Source organism: Desulfoscipio sp. XC116, from assembly GCF_039851975.1.
GTDB lineage: Bacteria > Bacillota > Desulfotomaculia > Desulfotomaculales > Desulfallaceae > Sporotomaculum.
Genome location: NZ_CP156660.1, coordinates 2754929 through 2776686 on the forward strand (window position 1 = coordinate 2754929; position 21758 = coordinate 2776686).

Sequence of the window (21758 nt, forward strand, 5' to 3'; positions counted from 1 at the left end):
AACGTGGGCGATAAGACCGGTGCTAGTCACCCTGACAGACAGTAAGCCTCGGCAAGCCAAATGTGATTTATCTTATATTAATATAACCGTCAAATTCGACATTTAAGTTCGGATTTGACGTTGTTTCGCTGCTAACGCCAACGCCAATGGTACAGCAGCGCAAGAAACATCCACAGGGTTAAAGAGGCGTTCAAGCCGCACCTTTGATGCGGTTTTCACCCGGGGGCGCCAAGGTCAATATCCACAGCTTCCCGGTAAGCGTGGTTAAGACGGTGACAAAAATCATAGACATCCCGGTCGATGGCCACCGGCTGAACCGTAAATTGCCGCCCGGGGACCGCTACAAATACACCCGTGTGCAATTTATCCGCCCCCGGCCAGCGTTCATCCACAGTCCACCCGCCTGTATTGTAAACCGGATGCTTTCCCACTGCCGCCCCGGCCAGCGGGCGATGGGTATGCCCGAAAATCAAGCTGAAATCCAACGGGTATGTAAAAGGCGCCGTTTTCTCTTCCTGCTCAATATATTGCAAGTACCGCCCAATACGTTCGGCCATTTTCGGTCCCAATTCATTACCCCGGTCGTTTTCCCGCCCCCGCAGTCCCAATAGCCACTTAAAAAACCTTTTCATAGTAATAATATCTAAAACCATGCCAAATTTCTCTGTAACCCAACGAATTTCCTCGTAAATATTTTCTATCTGCCCGGATAGACGGCCGGATTGCCCACAGCCATACGAGATATAATCAAGGTAAGCCGAGTTTAATATCTCCAGTTCGGACAGGCTTTGCGCTTCTATTAGCGATGTACCGATCCATGATTGAGCCCGGTCAAAAAAATGTCCGTGGTGAAAAAGCAGGTTCTCGCGGCCACAGGTAGTTACATAATTAGGATAAGCCAGCCAAAACCTTTCCCATACATGGGCAGGCAGCAGCCCCAATAAAAACCGCGCTCCCCTGTTGCAGCGATTAAGCGCGCCGGTATCCCGGCCCGGCCCGGAGATACCCGGAAATTCTTCAGGCAAATTACCTTCCCTAAGCGGTGCCGCGATATATTCTTCTTCACAAACCTGCACCCAAATATGATGATCATGATTGCCGGGCACCCAGACTAAAGCACCGGGAAGCACGCCGGCCAACAACTGCCGGAAGAATTCCCTCGCCTGTATTACACAGCTCGTATAGGAAGCCAGGGAAAGATCAATAACATCCCCCACCAGTACCAGATCGGATATGCCGCCGTGCTCCCTGGCTATTTTATGGAGCAATGTATTTAATCTTACCGGAGTAGTATTCAACGGCGGTTTCTGAAATTCCGGACGGTCTTTTAAAATAGCGGGAACCACCTCACGCAGCAGTGGATTAACGGACGATGATTCCTCGCCCAGGTGTAAATCACTGATGGCCACAACCGCGGGCATCTGTTTTACCCCCTCTTGTCGATTTATTAATAAGTTATGCAATTAATTGCGTTTTGGGTTCAATTTAGCTGACTTATGCGGCAACCGGCAGGAAAAAGGGATATGGCGGTGAACTAAATTTAAGAAAAGAAACACGAACTTCCCGGATAACAATGCGCGAGGTGATCGACATGGAACAACCGGCACGAAAGAAGAAAACCGAACGACAACCACCGGGCATCATACTGCTCGTACTATTATGGGTGGGCCTGACAGCGGGAGGGTTCTGGTACGCCGGGTATTACATTGACCGGGCGGCCAGGGAAATCCAAGAGACCAATGCCTTGAATGTGCAGGCCATGGAGGAACAAATTAAGACGCTGCACAATGAAATGAATGCCATAAAGGAGGCCCTGGATAAAACTGATGCCACCATTTCCAGCACCGGCACAGCCAGTGAGGAAGTCAATAAACGAATAGCCGAGATGGATGAACATTTGAAGCGGCTGGAGAAAAGTCTTGATATATTGAGGGAGTCCGGTAATGCGGATTATTAATATCTTTTTTATCAGTCTGCTGGTTCCCTTCCTGGGCTTATTAGGCGGCTTGCACCTGGCACTGCATCATAATGCCGATGCGCTTGGCGTACCTGTTGAAAAATTACAGCCGGTTATGAAAGATTTAAACGAGTATACCCTTTCCCTGGAGGAAAACATCGGTTTCATTAAACAAAGCGCCGAGGAGCAAAGACTGCAGCATCTGGAGAACCAACGCATTCTAAAGGAATTGACTCAGAAAACAGGGGCGCAAAAAAAGCTGTCCGACAAAATATACGAACAGCGCATCATAAAGAGACTGGGGCCACCGATTGCTGAACACAGTTCAGAGCGGGTGGAGATTAAGATTTTCGAATTACGTGAACTGGGATACCGCGGCTACATCGCTAAAATGAAGCTATATGATCCAAGCGTTTTTAAAGTGATGCTGGGACATGACAAGCTGGGTAAAAGCGAAACCACCAGTACGGCTGTTAAGCGCACCGGCGCAATACTGGGCATCAACGCCGGAGGTTTTTTCCGCATGCTGCAGGACGGCAAGGAATATACCCTGCCCATCGGCAGCACTATGATTGACGGCAAGTTTATTGACGGCTTTAAGCCATCTCACGACGACCTTTTTTTTACCGGTATCGACGGTGACGGTGAGCTACTGGGCGGTGTATTTTTCGAAAAGGACAAGCTGATGCAGCTTGAGCCTTTATCCGGGGTCAGTTTTGTACCGGCGCTGATCAAGAACCGCCAACCGCTGTCTATCCCCCGCAAATGGCAAAACCAAAGACAACCCCGCACCATTATCGGCGAATATGGCAATGACGACCTGGTTATGATCGTGGTAGACGGCCGCCAATCCGACTGGAGCAGCGGAGTAACCCTGGAACATCTGCAGATTAAGCTGCTTGAACTGGGAGTAATTGAGGCCTATAACTTAGATGGCGGTGGCTCCAGCGCCTTTGTTTTTAACAACCGGGTACTCAATCGTCCTTCGGACGGCAAAGAACGCCCGGTAGCCACCAATATAGTAATTATGCCGTAACCGCAGCGGGGCTAATCTTTAATATCAAGCCCCGCCACGGTTACATTAACGGCATCGACATTTAAATCCGTCATCGTTTCAATTACTTCTATGACTTTGTTCTGAACGTTTTTTGCCACATCACGAAGCAGCAGCCCATACGCCACCACAATAGACAAGTCAATGGTAGCGTTTTTACCCTCTATTGATATTTTATTAATATGGGAAATACTTTTTCGGCTCAGTATATTGCCTGAACTGCGGCTCTCCATTCCATAAACGCCCTCCACCTCGGAAAGAGCCATGCTAATCATGGTCTTGAGCACATCTTCATTGTACCTGATATCACCTAAATTGTTTTGTCCCAAAGGATCAGTTTTCATAGAAACCTCCTTAAAATAAACTACAATAAGTTATAATGCAGCGCATCCAATTACTTTATTTTACCATAATTATACTGTATGTAAAGCAATAACAAATTTATCATATTGCTCCGCATAATCATCAACCGTATCCGGCCCTATTGACACCCGCCACATAATATATGAGATAAACTTTTTTTAACCGTTATAAACAAGGATTTCAAGGTAAGCTGATCCGGGAAGCAGCCAAAATGGATATCCGAACTAAAACCAACAAAAAGCCTGCCACAAACCAGATGGTTTACTTGGCAGGACCCGAGAATGAACAATCCCGGCCCGGGTTTTGGTAAATATTTTGTGTTGCCCGCCTTTATTAACAATGTTATCATCTTATTGTTAAATTACCGCAGTTGTTGTATGCCTCCTCATAGAACAAAGCCCTGAAACTCATTTCAGGGCCTTTTTTTGGAATTGATACCAAGTGTTGAAAGTTGCAGATAACTTTCTCTGGCTTTTACAACTATTATTGCTTATAATGTATTTGTGTCTCTTTGTTATTCCTGGAGTTGGGAACAGAGGTGGGAAGTATGTTGTGTAAAGACTGCCTGTATTTTAAGCAGTGGAAAAAGATTGAAGCATCAATGTGTGAAAAAACCAAACAGCCGGTGGAGGCCAACAACCGGCCATGTGACCATTTTGTCAGTAAGCTGCATATGACCGACGAGTGGGGAGTATCAGCCGCTAACGGGGCTAAATGCTGCGACTAAAAATCTTGATTTTTATAATCCGGGATTACCCGGATTTTTTTATTTTTACAAAAACCTGCTTTAGTAGCAGGCATCCTGAAACCGATCACCTATAAGGGGGTGCTATGCACTCTCTGTTCGCAGCGGTCTGTTTCAGTTTTAATTTAGAAACTTTAAAATATCATCAGGCGACTGCAAATCGAAAATTTCCTCCCCAATCGCATCCAAAACCGCATCGTCGGCATTCATGACCAGTACCTGTAAATCCTTCGGCAGGCTGCCGAACCGTTTGGAAATTTGCTTAATTAACAATTCAGCCTTTCCTTCAATTCTCCCTTCAATTTTACCTTCAATTCTCCCTTTCCCTATACCTTTTTCAATGCCCTTCAGTTCGGCATATTTGATTCTGGAGATAGCGTCCAGTCTGGCTTTTTCCTGTGCATAGGCTTTTTGCCGTAATCTTTCATCGGCGCTTATCTCTGCCAATATATCCATGGCCATAGCTAATTCCTCCTTTTCTTCCGCTAGTTTTTGGAGCAATTCTTTGCCATCGGGCTTACCGGCATTTTTCATAAAGGTCAGCCAATATTCCACCGCGTCCATTTCCCCCGGGGGTGTCTGGTCAATGAATTTTTTCAGTTCAAAGTAATGTATCTCCAAATCCTCCACCAATAAAAAGCCGTCGTCCTTCTCTAAAATCCTGTATTGGGTGTGGTATCTATCGGTTTCATGGATGATATCAAAGTCCAGGATGTTGATTACGATGGATTTTTTCAACGTGGTGTACGCTTCGGATTCGGCAATGGTTTCCGAATACATCCGGGCCCAGTAGTATAAACTCCTCTTGCGGAAGTTGTCGACGTCGTTGACTTGAACCTCAATGTTAATCCTCTCTTTGGCGTGGGTCATCACTTTTATATCTAAGATAGAACTTTTATCGCCCGGATATTCTTTGTAGTTAAAAGGGTTCAGGTGGGTTATTGAGGTAATTTTATTGTCGCCTTGTAAACCCAGCAATGAATTGAGTAAATCAATGAGAATAATCCTGCTCCTTGGTTCTTCCCGTGCAAAAAGCGCTTTAAATACCAGATCGATTAAGGGGCTTAGAAGGTCTTTCGGTTGTTCCGCGGTCATAGTTGCCAACCACCGGCTCTCTATTTGTTTCTTGTTCATATTATATCCATTGCCGCGGTTTTTTGAAAGAGGCGCCGAGGTATTTGGCTGCTTAAAGTTGCGCCCAAAGGGCTGTTTTACAATGCTCGGGTATGGCCGGATGCCGACCAAGAGGAATTTCTTCTTCCACTTGGCGTCACAAAATACAGGCTGGCAAAGGATATCGGTGTTCCGGCGCAGCGCATCGGTGAGATTGTATCAGGACGCCGTTCCATAACCGCCGATACGGATCTGCGTCTGTGTAAATACTTCGGTCTTACATCGGGGTACTGGCTGCGTGCCCAGAATAAATGCGACATGGCATTGACACAGTCTAAGATCCAGAGACAGTTGGATAATATCGTTCCGCTGAAACGTAATCCGGCGCTATAAGAGCGTTGCTAAAATACCCCCCCCTGTCCGTAACCCGGATGAGCGGCCCGGCCAACGTCCTGGCGGAGCAATTAAAGATCCCGTATATCCTGACTGGTATAACGCTCCCTTTAAAGAAAGCAGGCTGGAACTTTGGAAAAAGTTCCAGCCTGCTTTTCTTTTCGGACATTCCCTTTGTCCGGCGGAATACCGGAATTTACTTAGCTTGCCAAACCTTCCACAAACCGCATTAAGATAGCGGCTACCTCGGCGCGGGTGGCACTGCCCCCCGGTGCCAGGGTGGTTGCCGTGCGGCCGGTGATGAAGCCTTCGGCGTTGGCCCAGCTTAAGGCGCTCTGCGCCCAGGGGCTGATAGCGGCCCCGTCGGTATAGAGGCTCAAGTCGGCCATAGCCGTTACGTCGCAGCCCTTGCAGCTTGCGTAGCTATGCAGGATGGCGGCCATCTGCTCCCGGGTGACGTGGTCGTTGGGCCCGAACCGGCCGTTTCCGTAGCCGCTCACGATGTCGTTGGCCAGTGCCCAGGCCAGAGGCTCGGCGTACCAGGCTTCGCCGCTGCCCTTGGCATTTCCTATGGCTTCTTTCATGTTGTCCAGTGTGACTGATGCCTTGGCCGCTCCGCTACTGACCTTGGCGGCCGGCTTGACGGTGGTGTCGCCCGCATTGCCGCCTGTTCCGGAATCCCAGCCGCCGCCGACGTCCTTGCCCAGGTCGCGGGTGTAGAGCCATTCAACTTCATCGCCGTTTTCCAGCGTGTACAGCGACGCTGAATAGCTGGGGAACTCGCCGTTGACTTTGTACATCCAGCCGGACAGGGACTATTCTACCATTTAATTAAAGGAAAAAGCAACCATTAATTGAACTATTTTCCATATATTTTGTCCATTATTGTTACTGTTCACTCCCCTGCAAAAAGTAGCAGTTCCGTGAGCAACAACACGTTTCGCGATGCACACAAAACCGCTCCCCCATTTTTTAGCGGCGTTTACGACGCGAAAAAAATTGAGTAAAAATGAGTTTCGCGTTTACTTATTTTGCTTTACTAATACGCAGCTCGCCCTTTTCCACATGCAGATTGACAGTTTGCCGAGGTCCCGCTTCCCCCTTGATGATCATCCGGGAAAGAGCGGTTTCCACCAGCTGTTGAATAACCCGCTTCAGGGGACGGGCTCCGTATGCCGGTTCGTATCCTTTAGTCGCCAGGTGATTCAAGGCACTTTCCTCCCAGACCAGCTTGATACCTGCACCGTCGTAAATGCGCCGGGCCAGTCTTGCCAAAAGCAGTTCCGCTATTTGACGCACTTGGGCCTGACTCAAAGCGTGGAACACCACGGTTTCATCCACCCGGTTCAGAAACTCGGGGCGGAAATGCTGACGCAGTATGCTCAGCACGGCATCCTTCATTTTATCAAAATCACCGCCCCGCTCCTGCTGGGCCAGTATTTCGTGGCTGCCCAGGTTAGAGGTCATAATGACCACCGTATTTTGAAAATTAACGGTCCGCCCCTGCCCGTCGGTAAGCCGGCCGTCTTCCAACAGCTGCAGCAGCACGTTGAATACATCGGGGTGGGCCTTTTCGATCTCGTCCAGCAGTATCACCGAGTAGGGCTTGCGCCGCACCGCTTCGGTGAGCTGGCCGCCCTCTTCATACCCCACGTAGCCCGGAGGGGCGCCGATAAGCCGGGCCACGGTGTGTTTCTCCATGTATTCGGACATGTCCAGCCGGGTCATATTGCGCTCGTCGTCAAACAGAGACTGAGCCAGTGCCCGGGCCAGTTCGGTTTTACCTACCCCGGTAGGCCCCAGGAAAATAAAGCTGCCGATGGGCCGCTGAGGGTCTTTGATACCGGCCCGGGCACGCAGCACGGCATCGGCCACGGCCTGAACCGCCTCATCCTGGCCGACCACCCGCTTATGCAGCTCATCATCCAAGTGGATTAGTTTTTCTCTTTCACCTTCCATTAATTTAGTCACCGGTATACCCGTCCAGCGACTCACCACCCGGGCGATATCTTCCTCATCCACCTCTTCCTTCAGCAGCATGCCGTGTTTTTGCTTGCCGGCCAGATGCTCCTCTTCGCTTTTCAAACGACGCTCCAGCTCATTCAGTCGGCCGTACTTAAGCTCGGCCAGTCGATTTAAGTCGTAATCCCGCTCGGCCCGCTCAATTTCCTGGCGGGTTTCCTCAATTTCCTTCTTCAACTGCCGCACCCGGGAAATAGCTTGCTTTTCCACCTGCCACTGGGCCTGCATAGCCCCGGATTCTTCCCGCAGTTCAGCCAGCTGAGCCTTGATCTTATTCAGCCGCTCCGCTGAAGCCGGGTCGGTTTCCTTGCTCAAAGCAGCCTCTTCAATTTCCAGCTGCATGATGCGGCGGGTGATTTCATCCAGCTCCGCCGGCATACTATCAATCTCGGTACGCAGCCGGGCCGCCGCTTCATCCATCAGGTCGATGGCCTTATCCGGTAGAAAACGGTCGGCAATATAGCGATCGGACAAAGTGGCTGCCGCCACCAAAGCAATGTCCTGAATGCGCACTCCGTGGTGCACCTCGTAGCGTTCCTTAAGGCCACGCAATATGGAAACGGTATCTTCCACCGAAGGCGGCTGCACCTGCACGGGCTGAAAACGCCTTTCCAGTGCGGCATCCTTCTCCACATGCTTGCGGTATTCGTCCAGGGTGGTAGCGCCAATGGTACGCAATTCTCCGCGGGCCAGCATGGGTTTTAATATATTGCCCGCGTCCATGGCCCCTTCCGCTTTACCGGCTCCCACCACGGTATGCAGCTCGTCAATAAACAGTATGATACGACCCTGGGATTGCTGCACCTCCTTGAGCACGGCCTTCAGCCGCTCCTCAAACTCGCCCCGGTACTTGGCCCCGGCTAAGAGCGATCCCATATCCAGCCCGATAATGCGCTTTTCTTTCAGTCCCTCGGGCACGTCACCGGCCACAATACGCCGGGCCAGCCCTTCCACAATGGCGGTTTTACCCACGCCGGGCTCGCCAATCAGCACAGGATTGTTTTTAGTACGCCGGGAGAGAATTTCTATGGCCCGCCGGATTTCGTTATCCCGGCCGATCACCGGGTCCAGCTTGCCCTCGGCAGCCAGTTTGGTCAGGTCACGGCCATAACGCTCCAATGCCTCGTAGGTCTCCTCCGGGTTTTCACCGGTTACCCGCTGGTTACCCCGCACCGCCCGCAGTGAATTAAGCAGCGCATTCCGGGTCAGACCGCTTTGACGCAGCGCGTCACGAGTTTCAGGCTCCCCCTCTTCCAGCAAGGCCAGCAGTAAATGCTCCACACTGATATAATCATCCTTCATATCCCGGGCTTCCTTTTCCGCCCGGGCCAGCACCCGGGCCAATCCGCCGCCCAGATGCAAAGATCCCTCATAACCCGTCACCACGGGTATTTTTTTTAAAAGCGCTTCCACCTGACCGGTCAGGCTAGCCGAACTGATTCCGGCATGCTCCATAAACCGGGGGACCATACCCCCTTCCTGAGCCAGCAACGCCGCCAGCAGGTGCTTGCCCGTCACCTCCTGGTGATATCTGGCTGCAGCCAGCTGCTGGGCCGCACCCAGGGCCTCACGCGATTTTTGTGTGTAATGGTTAATATCCATGGATATTTCACCCCCTCTATTTTTTCCTTAACTCAGCCAGCTGCCGGTAAAGCTGTTCCTCTTCCCCCGACAGCTGCCCGGGAATATCGATAACTATGCGCACATATTGATCCCCCCGGCCCTGCCGGTCCGGCAGCCCCTTGTCCCGCAGGCGCAAACGCTTGCCGGCCCGGGTGCCGGGAGGCACCTTCAGCATCACGGACCCATCCAAGGTGGGCACCGCAACCTTATCGCCCAGTACAGCCTGATCAGGCCGCAAGGTTATCTCCGTCTCCAGATCAACGTCCCGCACTTTAAAAACGGGGTGCGGCAATAACCGTACTTTCAGGTATAGGTCGCCCCGCCCGCCCCCGGCCGGGCCGTCGCCACCTTGTCCTTTTAGCCTGATGCGGCTGTCCCGGCGCACCCCCGGAGGGATTTTTACCGTAAGTTTCTTGTGGCCGGCAATTTCACCGGTACCTCCACAGCGGTAACAAACGGCACTGCCGTCGTGCCCCGTGCCACCACAGGCCGGACACAACTCCCGGTGGGCCAGCTGCAGAACCTTGTCACCACCCCGGTAGACTTCTTCCAAAGTCAGCTCCAGGTTGGCTTCAACATCCCGCCCGCGCACCGGTCCGCGGCGTACCCCGCACCCGGCTCTGCCGAAACCGCCGGGCGCGGCACCGCCAAACATCATTTCAAAAAAATCGCTGAATCCCCCGGCCCCACCGGCAAAATCGGTGTAAAAATGAAATCCGTCCATATCCGGCGGCGGTCTGAAATCCTGCCCCGCCTGCCAATTGGCCCCCAGCCGGTCATATTTGGCCCTTTTTTCAGCATCCTTTAATACCTCATAAGCTTCATTAATAAGTTTAAATTTTTCTTCAGCTTCTTCCTTGGCTTTGCCCGTGTGCAAATCCGGGTGCCACTGCCGGGCCAGCTTGCGATAAGCCGTTTTGATTTCTTTTTCCGTGGCCTCCCGGCCGACACCGAGGGTTTTATAATAATCCTGATATGTTACGCCCATTTTTCCAATCACCTGCCTTGCCGGGTAGTTCCTGTTTTAGGGTTTGCTTTATTATTAAGCGTCGGGTCTTTCTTCATAATCGGCATCCACCACGTCATCACTCCCGCCGGCAGCGTTCCCGTAATTTTCAGGACCGGGAGCCGCGTCAGAACCGGCTTGCTGATAGGCTGCCTGAGCAAGACTATCAACCGCCTGTTTCAACTCATCTGTCAGAGCACGGATGCGCTCCGCAGGCACGTTTTCTTTTAGTGCGGACCTTAAATCATCTTGCATCCGCTCAATGCGCGACTTATCGCCAACCGGCACCTTGTCGCCCAATTCCCTAAGCCGACGCTCCGCCTGATAAATTAAAGAATCCGCCTCGTTGCGCGCCTCTGCTTCCTCACGACGTTTTTTATCCTCCGCGGCATGCATTTCGCCTTCCTTAATCATACGGTCTATTTCCGTCTGTTCCAGGCTGGTTGAACCCGTAATGGTAATAGTTTGCTCCTTGCCGGTTTCCTTGTCTCCGGCGCTCACCTTTAAAATACCGTTGGCATCTATATCAAAGGTAACCTCTATTTGAAGCGCCCCCCTCGGCGCCCGGCGAATACCCTCCAGTTTAAACTGCCCCAGGGAACGGTTATCCCGGGCCATCTCCCGCTCGCCCTGCAGTACATGAATGTCCACCGCGGGCTGGTTATCCTCGGCGGTAGTGAATACCTGCCCCCGCCGCACCGGTATAGTGGTATTGCGCTCGATAACTCTAGCCATTACACCGCCCAGAGTCTCTACCCCCAGGGAAAGCGGGGTAACGTCCAGCAATAATACGTCCTTTACTTCTCCGGCCAGTACGCCGCCTTGCACAGCCGCGCCCACAGCCACCACTTCATCCGGGTTGACACCCTGATTGGGCTGTTTGCCGCCGGTCAAATCCCGCACCAGGTTTTGCACCGCCGGGATCCGGGTGGAACCACCCACCAGTATGACATCGTCAATATCCCGGGCTGTGAGCTTGGCATCCGCCAAGGCCGCCTGCACCGGGCCCCGGCAGCGTTCCACCAAATGATGGGTCAGGTCCTCAAATTTAGCCCGCGTCAGTTTGTTTTCCAGGTGTTTGGGACCGGCAGCGTCGGCAGTGATAAAAGGCAGGCTTATCTGAGTTTCCATAGTTGCGGACAGCTCCATTTTAGCCTTTTCCGCCGCTTCCGTCAGCCTCTGTAAAGACTGCTTGTCACTGCGCAGATCAATACCGTAATTCTTTTTAAATTCACCGGCCAGCCAATCCACAACGGCTTTATCAAAATCGTCACCGCCCAGGTGCGTGTCCCCGTTGGTGGACTTCACCTCAAACACCCCGTCGCCCACTTCCAATATGGATACATCGAAAGTACCGCCGCCCAGGTCGAATACCAGTATGGTCTGGTTCGTCTTTTTATCCAGCCCGTAAGACAGCGCCGCTGCCGTAGGCTCGTTGATAATGCGCAGCACATTCAGCCCCGCTATTTTACCCGCGTTTTTAGTAGCCTGCCGCTGGGCGTCGTTAAAATACGCCGGTACGGTAATTATTGCATCGGTGACGGTTTCCCCCAGATACTTGGAAGCGTCATCCACCAGCTTGCGCAGTATCAGGGCGGAAACTTCCTCAGGCGCATACTGCTTGCCGCGAATATCAAACCGCACGGCATCGTTGGGGCCGGCCACCACCTTGTAGGGAACCAGCTCACGTTCCTCAACCGCTTCAGAATAACGCCGGCCGATAAACCGCTTCACGGAATACAGCGTATTTTGGGGATTTAACACTGATTGGCGCCGGGCTACCTGGCCCACCAATCTTTCCCCGTCTTCCTTGAAAGCCAGCACCGATGGAGTAGTGCGCGAACCTTCCGCATTTACGATGACTGTGGGCTTACCGCCCTCCATCACCGCAACCACCGAGTTAGTGGTACCAAGATCGATACCCACAGTTTTTCCCATTTCTAAAACCTCCTTAGAATAATTGACACCGAGTGTTGAAATTAAGTTTAACTCATCACTTATCCGGTTATGACTGTTGCTATAATGCTCAATGTTATTATGAAACAGTACAGTAATGGTTATAACCATATTTTTTACCAGGCATGATTACACCGCGCACTAACCTTGACTTTGACCTTCCTTGACCTTATCTTAATCCAAAGCCACTTGCCCGTCAATACCCGGATTGGATATTACTTAAAAACTTTACTCAATACTCTTGTGAAATTTATCTCAATTAACTATAATAATTAGTAGTACAAATTATTTTTAAAACCCCATGGCACCCCAACCTAATGCAAGTGAGGCTTGTTATCCAATTGGCGCCCAACACTAATGCCAACGACCGGTTACAACATATCTTCTTTACCTTATCTATTGCTCTTACTGATAAGTCCAACATCAAAAAGGGGGTTTTAGGAATGAATATTTTGGTGCCCGTGGACGGTTCGGACAATGCCATGCGGGCCGTCAATTATGCTGTTAATTTAGCCAGGGAGAACCCTAAAAACCAAGTTACCGTCATTAGCGTGATTCAACCTTTTACGGAAACACACGCCGGTATTGCTCTGGAAAAGGCAAGAAACGCTTTTTCCGAAGCGGGGTTGATAGCTGAAACCGTGCTCATGGAAGGGGAGCCGGCCGATACCATCATCAGATACGCCCACGAACATAACATGGATAACATTATTATCGGCAACCGTGGCATGGGTGCCTTAAGAAGCATGGTACTGGGCAGTGTAAGCTACAAAGTACTGGGTAAATCAAATAAACCTGTAACCATTATTAAATAACTGTATAGCCCATAAACTAAAATGAACTCGTTCAGCTAGAACTGAACATCGGAACTTCAGATGGAGATTCCCCCACCTGAAATAAAAATAGGAACTTCCACTTATAGAAGTGGAAGGCTTAAAATTTGATAAACCTTGGAGCCCCCGGCATACTGCCGAGGGTTTTATTTATAAAAAACATTGGTTAGAATACCTACAACGCAAATATGCCCATACAATTAAATTGGATATGTAAAGAATTTTTAATAAATGCTTAACCTGGATGTAATTACTATAGTTTATATTGAAAACACCCAAGGATACCCTAACATGGCTCATTGCATTCGTTGGCTAACCTTAACTATTACAAACCTAAGTTATTTGAGGAAGTCATCATATTTAACGCAAATTTTTTAAGAAAAATTTTAATCTCTATTGACACATATTAGATATTTAATTATAATATCTCTAATATAATAATTAGTATAACAATGGAGGAGGCTTAATAAGGTTATTATGAGACCAATACAAGTTAAGCCCGGCATTTACTGGGTGGGGGGAATTGATTGGAACCTGCGCTATTTTCATGGTTACGTAACACCCCGGGGCACCACCTACAACGCTTACCTGATCATAGATGATAAAATTACCCTGGTAGATACCGTTAAACACTATCTGTTTGACGAAATGCTAAACAGGATTAAAGAGATTATCGATCCCGCCCGCATTGACTACGTGGTTTCCAACCATGTGGAAATGGACCACTCCGGCGGTCTGCCTCAAATAATGGAGGTTGCGCCCCACGCCAGAATAGTTACATCACCTCAAGGCAAAAAGGGATTGCAGCGGCATTACAAAAAAGATGACTGGGACTTCATGGTGGTTAAGTCCGGCGAGGAATTAAACATCGGTGCCCGCACATTAAAATTTGTGCATGTGCCCATGGTGCACTGGCCCGACTCCATGGTTACCTATGTCCCTGAAGAAAAGCTGCTGCTACCCAACGACGCTTTCGGTCAGCACATCGCCAGCGCAGGCCGTTTCGATGACGAAGTAGGCTGGGACATCGTCCGCGAAGAGGCATCTACGTATTACGCCAACATAGTGCTGCCCTATGGCGACAATGTACTAAAAGCCTTGGATGTGCTTGCCCAACTGGAGATTGACACTATTGCCCCCAGTCATGGAGTCATCTGGCGCTCATATATAGACAAGATATTGCCTGTTTACCGCCGCTGGGCCAGCAACGAAACCGAACCCAGGGCACTGATCGTCTATGACACCATGTGGGATTCCACCAAGAGAATCGCCCTGGCCTTGCAGGCCGGACTTGAGGACGCAGGTGTGCCGGTTACGGTAAGATTTCTTCAAACCAGCCATATATCTGAGATCATGACCGATTTACTGGTATCCAAGGCTGTATTAATTGGCTCACCTACTTTAAACAACGGCATGCTGCCCACAGTCAGTGCATTTCTCACCTATATCAAAGGACTGAGGCCCAAAAAAAGATTTGGTTTTGCCTTCGGTTCTTACGGTTGGGGCGGCCAAGGTGCCCGGGAAGTGGCAGCGGCCATGCAGGCAATGGGTTTGGAGATGCCCCTGGAGGTTATCAATATTCAATACCTGCCCGACGGCCGGGAACTGGAATCGGTTAGTGATGCAGGCAGAAAGCTGGGCGAATTAATAACGTTAAAGTAATCTCCCGTATACATTAAGCTACTGCCCCGGCCCATGTGCCGGTGAGAAAACAATTTCAACTAATCAAAAAAATAATTATCTATGAGGAGGTTTTCATGATGACTGAATTAAGACAAATTTACAAATGTAATGTTTGCGGCAATATCGTGGAAATTTTGCATGCGGGTAAGGGACAACTCGTCTGCTGCAACAAACCCATGATACTGCTGGCGGAAAACACTGTGGATGCTGCCAGGGAAAAACACGTACCGGTGATCGAAAAAGCCGACGGCAAGGTAACGGTCAAAGTAGGCGACGTGGCGCACCCCATGGAAGAAAAACATTTCATCGAGTGGATTGAGATTATTGCGGATGGCCAAACCTACAGGCAGTTTTTAAACCCCGGCGACAAACCCGAGGCGATATTTAATGTAAGCGCCGACAACATTACAGCCAGGGCATACTGCAACCTACACGGCAACTGGAAGGCATAAACCGCCTTCGTGCGCAAGCTCGGGGACAGGTAATTCCCGATACCCGATAAAGTTTCCCTTAAACACGATTAGCAATTGATAAAGGAGATGTACTCAACGTGGATAAATGGGTGTGCGAGCTGTGCGGTTATATATATGACCCGGCCCAAGGCACCGATGAAACAGCACCAGGCATTCCGTTCGAAGAGCTGCCCGATGACTGGGTGTGTCCGGAATGCCTGGCGGAAAAGGACCGCTTTGTTATCGAATACCAGGCCCACCAAGCAATGAGAAACAATCCCAGAGGTTAATCAGCAACCTGACCGGTCCCATGGCCGGCAGCCTATATAATAACAATTGTAAAGGAGAGACTATTTTGCAAATCAAAGGAACCCGTACTGAAAAAAACCTTCTCACCGCCTTTGCGGGAGAATCCCAAGCCAGAAATCGCTATAATTATTTTGCCGGCGCAGCTAAAAAAGAAGGTTACGAGCAAATCGCGGCTGTATTCGCGGAAACAGCGGATCATGAAAAGGAACATGCCAAGCGCCTGTTTAAATTTTTACAAGGCGGGGATGTGGAAATTACCGCTGCCTTTCCCGCGGGGATTATCGGCACTACAATAGAAAACCTACAAGCTTCCGCAGCCGGAGAAAACCACGAGCATGCCGAAATGTACCCCGAATTTGCTAAAATCGCGGAAGAAGAAGGCTTCCCGCAAATTGCCGCTGTATTCAGAGCCATTGCGATAGCTGAAGACGGTCATGAAAAACGGTTCCGCGCTCTTTTGGAAAACATTCAACAGGACAAAGTTTTTCAGCGGTCTGAAAAGGTAACCTGGAAATGCCGCAATTGCGGTTACCTGCATGAAGGTACCCAGGCTCCCGAAAGCTGCCCGGCCTGTGCTCACCCCAAAAGCTATTATGAGCTATGGCGCCCCAATTACTAATTAACACATGACCATCATGCTATTAAGGTAACCTTATATACCAGCATTTAAATACTTTTTATTCGAGGAGGTATAGCCATTGGATTTAAAAGCTTTGCACAAAATCAGCTACGGCCTTTATATTATAACATCGAGAAAAGACGGGCAGATTAATGGTCAGATAGCCAACACGGTTTTTCAAATTTCCAGTGATCCCCCTACCGTAGCGGTAAGTATTAATAAGCAAAATTTGACCAACGAATTTATCAGGAAGAGTAAAGTTTTCGGAGTATCCATACTGGCTCAGGAAGCCCCCCTGTCACTGATCGGACAATTTGGCTTTAAATCCGGCAGAGATATTGATAAATTCAAGGATATTAACTACAAATCAGGTACCACTGGGGTGCCCTGTATATCAGATCATGTGTTGGCCTGTTTGGAAGCCGAGGTTATCAATGAGGTGGATGCCGGAACACACCATATATTCATCGGCCGGATAACCAACGCCGAAGTACTTTTAGAAGGCGTTCCCATGACCTATGCCCATTACCACCAGGTGAAGAGGGGATCAGTACCCCAAACCGCCCCGGTTTACGTGCCAAAACAAACTGGAAGGGAAGAAAAAATGGATAAATACGTATGTGATGTTTGCGGCTATGTTTACGATCCGGATCAAGGCGACCCCGAAAATGGCATCGCCCCCGGTACTCCATTCGATAAGCTGCCGGAAGACTGGACTTGTCCGGTATGCGGTGCGGGTAAAAATGAATTCTCACCGGAAAGTTAATAACCATGACCGTTAATTGTCCGATATTACTCCGATAGCCCTCACCAGGGTGACAGCAATACCGCTGCTCCAGCCGATACGCTACTGATATGCGTCCGATCACTGAGCGCGAACTATGAAGTTTACCATTTAACCCTTTCCCAAAGAGAGTGTCGCAAAACTACTTTCTCAGAGTAGTGAGCAACGCTCTCTTTCCCTATGTAAAATTAGAGATAGCGGATTATTCCGGTAATAATCCGCTATCTCTCTCTTGATACCTGCATCTGCAATATCGGCCATGCTAGCGGGCAGACACAATTCCGCCAAGGACTTATTTTACAATAAATGGCTGTTACTGTTATTATTTTCCCGGCAGTTTTAGCGGCGAGTACAACCCGGGGCTAAAAAAGATTGGTTTATTTACTTGCCCTATGGTTACCTTGTTTGTTATAGTGCAGATAAATGACTCTTAACTCACAAAAGAAGGAATTAATAACTATGGAACAGCCTATTAACCGGCGATTACGGGAAATTGACATACTCAGAGGTATAGCTCTGGCATTGATGATTGTCTATCATCTTCTTTACGACCTAAATGTGTTTTTCAACTTTAGCATAGCTTACGATAAAGGTTTATTTTACTTGACGGGTAAATCAGCTGCCGTATTGTTTATTCTGGTAGCCGGAATTAGCAGTTCTTTTAGCAGAAATAATATCTATAGAGGTCTAAAATTAATTACCTGGGGCTGCGTTATTTTTCTAATAACCTATATAGTTGTGCCGGGCTCTAATATTGTGTTTGGAATATTACAGTTTTTAGGCGTTTGCCTGCTACTTTACCCAATGTTTAAAAATATTTCTTCTTCTGTACTGGCTGCGGCAGGTACGGCTATTATTCTAATTGATGAATTTATTGCGCAATTATCAGTCAGTCAAAACTGGCTTGTGCCACTGGGATTTAGGGAGCCAAGTTTTTCTTCCGTAGATTACTTTCCATTAATCCCCTGGCTCGGCGTGTTTCTATGGGGATTATCAATAAGCAAGATAATCTACAAACAGAAAAATAGCCTAATCAAAGCAGAAAATAAGCTTTTCAAGCCCTTTTCCGCTATCGGAAAACATACGCTTGTTATTTATCTTGTCCACCAACCCATTATTATGGCTGCTTTGTATTTAATAATCGACCCCATAGATTTTTTTAATATGTTTGAAAATATTTGGGCAACAAGTTAATTACCCCACAGAAAACATTATTGTCTTTTTAAAATGCAAAGCCTAAATTTAAACGGACTTGTTCAATAAAACGGATGTGAGGGATACTATGAAAACCTTTGGACTTTTTTTGATTATCTCCATGCTTACCCGCAACCCACTGCTGGCATTACTAATTATCATTTTAATTTATGTGTTCATTGACCGTAGTTTTATAGGTATTTTACCCGATTTCGCGGCCCCCCTGCGCCGGAAGAAAAGGCAGGGCGAGCTGCAACGCGAAGTTGAAGTTAACCCCCACAATGCCAACGCCCGTATGGAACTGGGTGAGCTGTACTTTGAGCGAGGCGACTATAACCGGGCAGTGGAACAGCTGCAAAAGGCGCTGTTAAAAATGGAAGACTCGGCACTGGCCCATTTTTACCTGGGGGCTTCCATGCTACGCTTGGGCCGGGCGGAGGGGCTAAAAGAGGTTGCCAGGGCCATACAAATTAACCCCAAAGTGGCCCAAGGCTATCCCTATTTTTACTTGATAAAATATGGGAGTAAGGATAACAGTGCACAAACAGCAGAGCTGCAAGGAAACTTATTGCGCTATGGCTCGGTGAGAACATTTTACGAGGCCGGTAAATATTTTAGGAGCGCGGGGCAGCCGGATATGGCCGGCAGGTTTTTTAAAGAAGTGCTGGATATTTACCGCATTTCCTCCCCCACCATGCGCCGCAAATTCCGCCGCATGGCCCTGTACGCCAAGTTATTCGGCGGCGGGAAAAAATGAACCCGTTCAGCTAAAACTGAACATCGGGACTTCAGATGGGGGATTCTACCCCACCTGAAGTAAATTTACAAAAAGCCGCCGCACTATGAACTATTTAGCCCGTTGTGCAGCAGCCCCTCTTGAAATTTAATAAAAAGCAGTGCCCGGCAGTCATTATAACAATGCCAGGCACAACACGTTACTCTCTCAACCACAAAGGTATTTCCACCATCACTTTAAATAAATCACCATCAATTTCTATCTTAAACCTACCGCCCTGTATATTTGTTAAGCTCTGAGCAATAGAAAGCCCCAATCCCGATCCTTCCGTCGTCCTTGATGCATCACCTCGGACAAAACGTTCCGTTAATTGTTCGGGCGGGATATCCAGGGGATTGGCGGATATGTTTTTTATAGTTAACAAGCCATATAGTTCACTTTCACCAATATTGATATATACTCTTGAATGCGGCATTGAATACTTTACTACATTTGACAACAAATTCTCAACAATACGCCACATATGCTTTCCATCAGCAGATACGAATGTTTTTTTATCGTCGTCATTGACGTGTATGTCCAGTTCCGCTTTTTTTATTCTTTCCTCATACTCACCACACGCTTGTATAACAAGTTCATGCAAATCAACTTTTTCCGCATGCACATTAACATTACCGCTGGAAGCCTTGCTCGCTTCAATCAAATCTTCAATTAATTGCTTTAACCTGGCTGATTTTTCTTCTAAGATATAAACGTATTTATCCGCCTCCCCATTATTTAAATCTTCTTTCTTAAGTAAGTCCACGTAATTAATAATTGAAGTCAGCGGTGTTTTTAGATCGTGGGATACATTGGCTATAAGGTCGGTTTTCATACGTTCACCTTTTATAGCCTCGGCGACGGCCTTTTTCATTCCCCCCTGGATACTCCGGATATTTTTGGCGAAACCCGAGAAAGCCACCGACATTTGAGAGTTATCTAATGCATAGTCTAAATTTCCAGTTGATATTTCTTGTGTAGCTTCCATAATATGCGTCAGGGACAAGAGGGATTTGGCTGCAAAGTAAATGGCGGCAGTATTAAAGGGGATTAATAGAAAGACAGCGACTATAAATCCCTCATCCGAGTTGGCGTCGGCAGCTGCAACAAATAAAATGCCGTTAATCACTCCATATCCTATAAGCAATAACAGCGTCCATACTTTAAAAGTTTTTCCGTTAAAGCACAAATCAAAAATTTTGTAGCATAATGTATTACTAAATATTTGCCCGCTTTTGATCTGCCTGATCATTGATAATACATAGCTCAAACCAATCAAAATATCTATTCCAAAGACTAAAGCCACTATAAACATTATCACTTGATTGTGCAATGAATATGACATTGAGGTTACGATAGCTACCGAAATCACCGCGGCGATAAATACCAGTACGGAGTATACATCTGTGTAAATCCGGTCTGTAAACGATAAGGCTATTTTCCCTCCCTTTTCCCGACGTCCGGTAACAACTACCAGGTAGATGAATGATAAAAACATCAGGATGGTTGATGAAACCAACAAAATAGCAACATAGGTTGATACTGTTTTAGCCTTGGTGAAGTTAATGTAGCTATCATAAAATTCGTCTCCCGGTTTTAACGGTTCGATAACGGCCGCATAAACCTCATACGGTGCCTCCGTCAACATTTGCCCAATGTTATGATCAAATCGATAATCCGGTTCATATGTCCACTGGTTATAATATACAACGGTAGGCTGTTTTTTTATTAAAGCAATGGCATCACCGGTCTTTATATTGGTAAAAACTTCTCCTGTCTGGGTATTTTTAAAATAGTAAGCAAAATTCACCATATCGGAAAGACTCTTCTTTAGAAGGTAATAACGCTGCAAGTTACTCTTGACAACATCCTTCGCATCGCCGGATGATCTAATATTTGCTTCACTCTTAAGTTTAACGTTAAATTCCAGCACATTACTGACCAATGTACTAAATTCATTCTTATACTGGTAAGTATCGTAATAGCCTTTATTATTTATTGTGTCATGATAATACAATAGAAACACGGCACTTCCGGCAGCACACATAATACAAAGCCATACAACAACGAAAGCAGCAACTTCTGCGCCAATCGAATATTTAATACTTTTCAATTTTATATCCAATACCCCATACCACCTTCAAATATTTTGGTTCCTTAGGATTAATTTCTATTTTTTCTCTAATGCGCCTTATATGTACCGGAACGGTATTTTCCGCGGAATATGACGGTTCATTCCAGACATGTTCATAAATTTGTCCGGTTGAAAATACATGGCCCATGTTTCTCATAAGAAACAACATAATACCATATTCAGTGGCGGTCAGCTTAACAACGTCCCCATCTACCCTTAATTCCTTTGCTTCCGGGTCAATCTCCAAACTGCCCGTTTTCAGAATATTACTTTGGGGAGCCAAACTGCCCAGCGCGGTGTAACGGCGCATTTGTGATTTTACTCTGGCCATTAGCTCTAACGGATTAAACGGTTTTGTTACATAATCATCCGCGCCAAAGTTCAGACCGGTGATTTTATCCGTATCCTCCGATTTGGCTGATAATATGATGATAGGTATATTTAGCTCCTCACGAATTTTTATGGTTGTCGCAAGACCATCCAGTTCGGGCATCATAATGTCCAATAAAACCAAGTGAATATTATGCTCGGATAAAGCTTTTAAAGCCTGGGTTCCTGTATAAGCTTTTATTACTCCATAATTTTCGTGTTTTAAGTATATTTCCAAAGCATCAACTATGGCGGTATCGTCATCGCACACCAAGATATTCAGTCTGTCCACTAAAATCACCTCATTATCCTGTTTTTAATAGTACACCCAAATCACCTGCCTTTAAAATAATTCTGACAGGTCAAATTTACGA

Annotated in this window: 21 protein-coding genes; 12 read left to right on the forward strand and 9 right to left on the reverse strand. The window is 47.8% G+C overall.

Translation table 11 applies throughout. From position 1 onward, the window contains the following. Positions 1–215: 215 nt before the first annotated feature. Positions 216–1421, reverse strand: coding sequence for a metallophosphoesterase (locus ABDB91_RS13240; protein WP_347488184.1), 1206 nt, complete (start codon positions 1419–1421; stop codon positions 216–218). A gap of 170 nt (positions 1422–1591) precedes the next feature. Here ABDB91_RS13240 and ABDB91_RS13245 point away from each other — a divergent pair, with 170 nt between their 5' ends. Together ABDB91_RS13245 and ABDB91_RS13250 are read left to right on the forward strand one after the other, a co-directional pair. Then, positions 1592–1957, forward strand: coding sequence for a hypothetical protein (locus tag ABDB91_RS13245; protein WP_347488185.1), 366 nt, complete (start codon positions 1592–1594; stop codon positions 1955–1957). Beyond that, positions 1944–2993, forward strand: a complete 1050-nt coding sequence (locus tag ABDB91_RS13250; protein ID WP_347488186.1) for a phosphodiester glycosidase family protein — start codon at positions 1944–1946, stop codon at positions 2991–2993. Before ABDB91_RS13245 ends, ABDB91_RS13250 begins: the two co-directional genes overlap by 14 nt. 11 nt (positions 2994–3004) lie before the next feature. Here ABDB91_RS13250 and ABDB91_RS13255 read toward each other — a convergent pair whose 3' ends face one another. Then, positions 3005–3355 carry an Asp23/Gls24 family envelope stress response protein gene (locus tag ABDB91_RS13255; RefSeq protein ID WP_347488187.1) on the reverse strand — a complete coding sequence of 117 codons (351 nt, stop codon included), beginning with the start codon at positions 3353–3355 and terminating at the stop codon, positions 3005–3007. Positions 3356–3921: 566 nt separating this feature from the next. On the opposite strand from ABDB91_RS13255, the gene ABDB91_RS13260 reads away from it, so the two are divergent. Further along, on the forward strand, positions 3922–4101 hold the full coding sequence (locus ABDB91_RS13260; RefSeq protein WP_347488188.1) for a hypothetical protein: 180 nt from the start codon (positions 3922–3924) through the stop codon (positions 4099–4101). A 138-nt stretch (positions 4102–4239) separates the two neighbouring features. Here the strand turns inward: ABDB91_RS13260 and ABDB91_RS13265 are convergent, their stop codons facing one another. Further along, entirely contained in the window at positions 4240–5214 is a 975-nt protein-coding gene (locus ABDB91_RS13265; RefSeq protein ID WP_347488189.1) for an Rpn family recombination-promoting nuclease/putative transposase, read from the reverse strand. Positions 5215–5325: 111 nt separating this feature from the next. On the opposite strand from ABDB91_RS13265, the gene ABDB91_RS13270 reads away from it, so the two are divergent. After that, on the forward strand, positions 5326–5625 hold the full coding sequence (locus ABDB91_RS13270; protein WP_347491607.1) for a HigA family addiction module antitoxin: 300 nt from the start codon (positions 5326–5328) through the stop codon (positions 5623–5625). 200 nt (positions 5626–5825) lie between these two features. On the opposite strand, the gene ABDB91_RS13275 is transcribed toward ABDB91_RS13270, so the two are convergent. From ABDB91_RS13275 to dnaK, 4 genes are all read right to left on the reverse strand, one after another. Beyond that, entirely contained in the window at positions 5826–6425 is a 600-nt protein-coding gene (locus tag ABDB91_RS13275) for an S-layer homology domain-containing protein (RefSeq protein ID WP_347488190.1), read from the reverse strand. A gap of 226 nt (positions 6426–6651) precedes the next feature. Then, positions 6652–9249: an ATP-dependent chaperone ClpB gene (clpB, locus tag ABDB91_RS13280; RefSeq protein ID WP_347488191.1), complete on the reverse strand. Its 2598-nt coding sequence runs from the start codon at positions 9247–9249 to the stop codon at positions 6652–6654. 16 nt (positions 9250–9265) lie between these two features. Then, complete coding sequence (locus ABDB91_RS13285; RefSeq protein ID WP_347488192.1) at positions 9266–10258, reverse strand: DnaJ C-terminal domain-containing protein; 993 nt, start codon at positions 10256–10258, stop codon at positions 9266–9268. 54 nt (positions 10259–10312) lie between these two features. After that, positions 10313–12214 carry a molecular chaperone DnaK gene (gene dnaK / locus ABDB91_RS13290; RefSeq protein ID WP_347488193.1) on the reverse strand — a complete coding sequence of 634 codons (1902 nt, stop codon included), beginning with the start codon at positions 12212–12214 and terminating at the stop codon, positions 10313–10315. Between the two features lie 461 nt (positions 12215–12675). On the opposite strand from dnaK, the gene ABDB91_RS13295 reads away from it, so the two are divergent. The 8 genes from ABDB91_RS13295 (at position 12676) to ABDB91_RS13330 (ending at position 18863) form a co-directional block, all read left to right on the forward strand. Next, the gene (locus ABDB91_RS13295) at positions 12676–13047 is read left to right on the forward strand and encodes a universal stress protein (RefSeq protein WP_347488194.1); all 372 of its coding nucleotides are present in this window, start codon (positions 12676–12678) and stop codon (positions 13045–13047) included. A 495-nt stretch (positions 13048–13542) separates the two neighbouring features. Continuing rightward, positions 13543–14727, forward strand: coding sequence for an FprA family A-type flavoprotein (locus tag ABDB91_RS13300; RefSeq protein WP_347488195.1), 1185 nt, complete (start codon positions 13543–13545; stop codon positions 14725–14727). 98 nt (positions 14728–14825) lie between these two features. Further along, a complete protein-coding gene (locus ABDB91_RS13305) occupies positions 14826–15200 on the forward strand; it encodes a desulfoferrodoxin (protein WP_347491608.1) in 375 nt (124 codons plus the stop codon). 98 nt (positions 15201–15298) lie between these two features. After that, the gene (locus tag ABDB91_RS13310) at positions 15299–15490 is read left to right on the forward strand and encodes a rubredoxin (protein WP_347488196.1); all 192 of its coding nucleotides are present in this window, start codon (positions 15299–15301) and stop codon (positions 15488–15490) included. A gap of 65 nt (positions 15491–15555) precedes the next feature. After that, a complete protein-coding gene (gene rbr, locus ABDB91_RS13315) occupies positions 15556–16128 on the forward strand; it encodes a rubrerythrin (RefSeq protein ID WP_347488197.1) in 573 nt (190 codons plus the stop codon). A gap of 79 nt (positions 16129–16207) precedes the next feature. Continuing rightward, a complete protein-coding gene (rd, locus tag ABDB91_RS13320; RefSeq protein ID WP_347488198.1) occupies positions 16208–16894 on the forward strand; it encodes a rubredoxin in 687 nt (228 codons plus the stop codon). Between the two features lie 477 nt (positions 16895–17371). Then, positions 17372–18106, forward strand: coding sequence for a heparan-alpha-glucosaminide N-acetyltransferase (locus tag ABDB91_RS13325; protein ID WP_347488199.1), 735 nt, complete (start codon positions 17372–17374; stop codon positions 18104–18106). Between the two features lie 88 nt (positions 18107–18194). Next, entirely contained in the window at positions 18195–18863 is a 669-nt protein-coding gene (locus ABDB91_RS13330; RefSeq protein WP_347488200.1) for a tetratricopeptide repeat protein, read from the forward strand. Between the two features lie 178 nt (positions 18864–19041). On the opposite strand, the gene ABDB91_RS13335 is transcribed toward ABDB91_RS13330, so the two are convergent. Further along, entirely contained in the window at positions 19042–21006 is a 1965-nt protein-coding gene (locus tag ABDB91_RS13335) for a HAMP domain-containing sensor histidine kinase (RefSeq protein ID WP_347488201.1), read from the reverse strand. Then, a complete protein-coding gene (locus tag ABDB91_RS13340) occupies positions 20981–21676 on the reverse strand; it encodes a response regulator transcription factor (protein ID WP_347488202.1) in 696 nt (231 codons plus the stop codon). Before ABDB91_RS13340 ends, ABDB91_RS13335 begins: the two co-directional genes overlap by 26 nt. Positions 21677–21758: the final 82 nt, after the last annotated feature.

Bases quoted from the DNA above. Each gene is read 5' to 3' on its own strand.
- ABDB91_RS13240 (WP_347488184.1), bottom strand. From the start codon at position 1,421: ATGCCCGCGGTTGTGGCCATCAGTGATTTACACCTGGGCGAGGAATCA.
- ABDB91_RS13245 (WP_347488185.1), top strand. From the start codon at position 1,592: ATGGAACAACCGGCACGAAAGAAGAAAACCGAACGACAACCACCGGGC.
- ABDB91_RS13250 (WP_347488186.1), top strand. From the start codon at position 1,944: ATGCGGATTATTAATATCTTTTTTATCAGTCTGCTGGTTCCCTTCCTG.
- ABDB91_RS13255 (WP_347488187.1), bottom strand. From the start codon at position 3,355: ATGAAAACTGATCCTTTGGGACAAAACAATTTAGGTGATATCAGGTAC.
- ABDB91_RS13260 (WP_347488188.1), top strand. From the start codon at position 3,922: ATGTTGTGTAAAGACTGCCTGTATTTTAAGCAGTGGAAAAAGATTGAA.
- ABDB91_RS13265 (WP_347488189.1), bottom strand. From the start codon at position 5,214: ATGACCGCGGAACAACCGAAAGACCTTCTAAGCCCCTTAATCGATCTG.
- ABDB91_RS13275 (WP_347488190.1), bottom strand. From the start codon at position 6,425: ATGTACAAAGTCAACGGCGAGTTCCCCAGCTATTCAGCGTCGCTGTAC.
- clpB (WP_347488191.1), bottom strand. From the start codon at position 9,249: ATGGATATTAACCATTACACACAAAAATCGCGTGAGGCCCTGGGTGCG.
- ABDB91_RS13285 (WP_347488192.1), bottom strand. From the start codon at position 10,258: ATGGGCGTAACATATCAGGATTATTATAAAACCCTCGGTGTCGGCCGG.
- dnaK (WP_347488193.1), bottom strand. From the start codon at position 12,214: ATGGGAAAAACTGTGGGTATCGATCTTGGTACCACTAACTCGGTGGTT.
- ABDB91_RS13295 (WP_347488194.1), top strand. From the start codon at position 12,676: ATGAATATTTTGGTGCCCGTGGACGGTTCGGACAATGCCATGCGGGCC.
- ABDB91_RS13300 (WP_347488195.1), top strand. From the start codon at position 13,543: ATGAGACCAATACAAGTTAAGCCCGGCATTTACTGGGTGGGGGGAATT.
- ABDB91_RS13305 (WP_347491608.1), top strand. From the start codon at position 14,826: ATGACTGAATTAAGACAAATTTACAAATGTAATGTTTGCGGCAATATC.
- ABDB91_RS13325 (WP_347488199.1), top strand. From the start codon at position 17,372: ATGGAACAGCCTATTAACCGGCGATTACGGGAAATTGACATACTCAGA.
- ABDB91_RS13330 (WP_347488200.1), top strand. From the start codon at position 18,195: ATGAAAACCTTTGGACTTTTTTTGATTATCTCCATGCTTACCCGCAAC.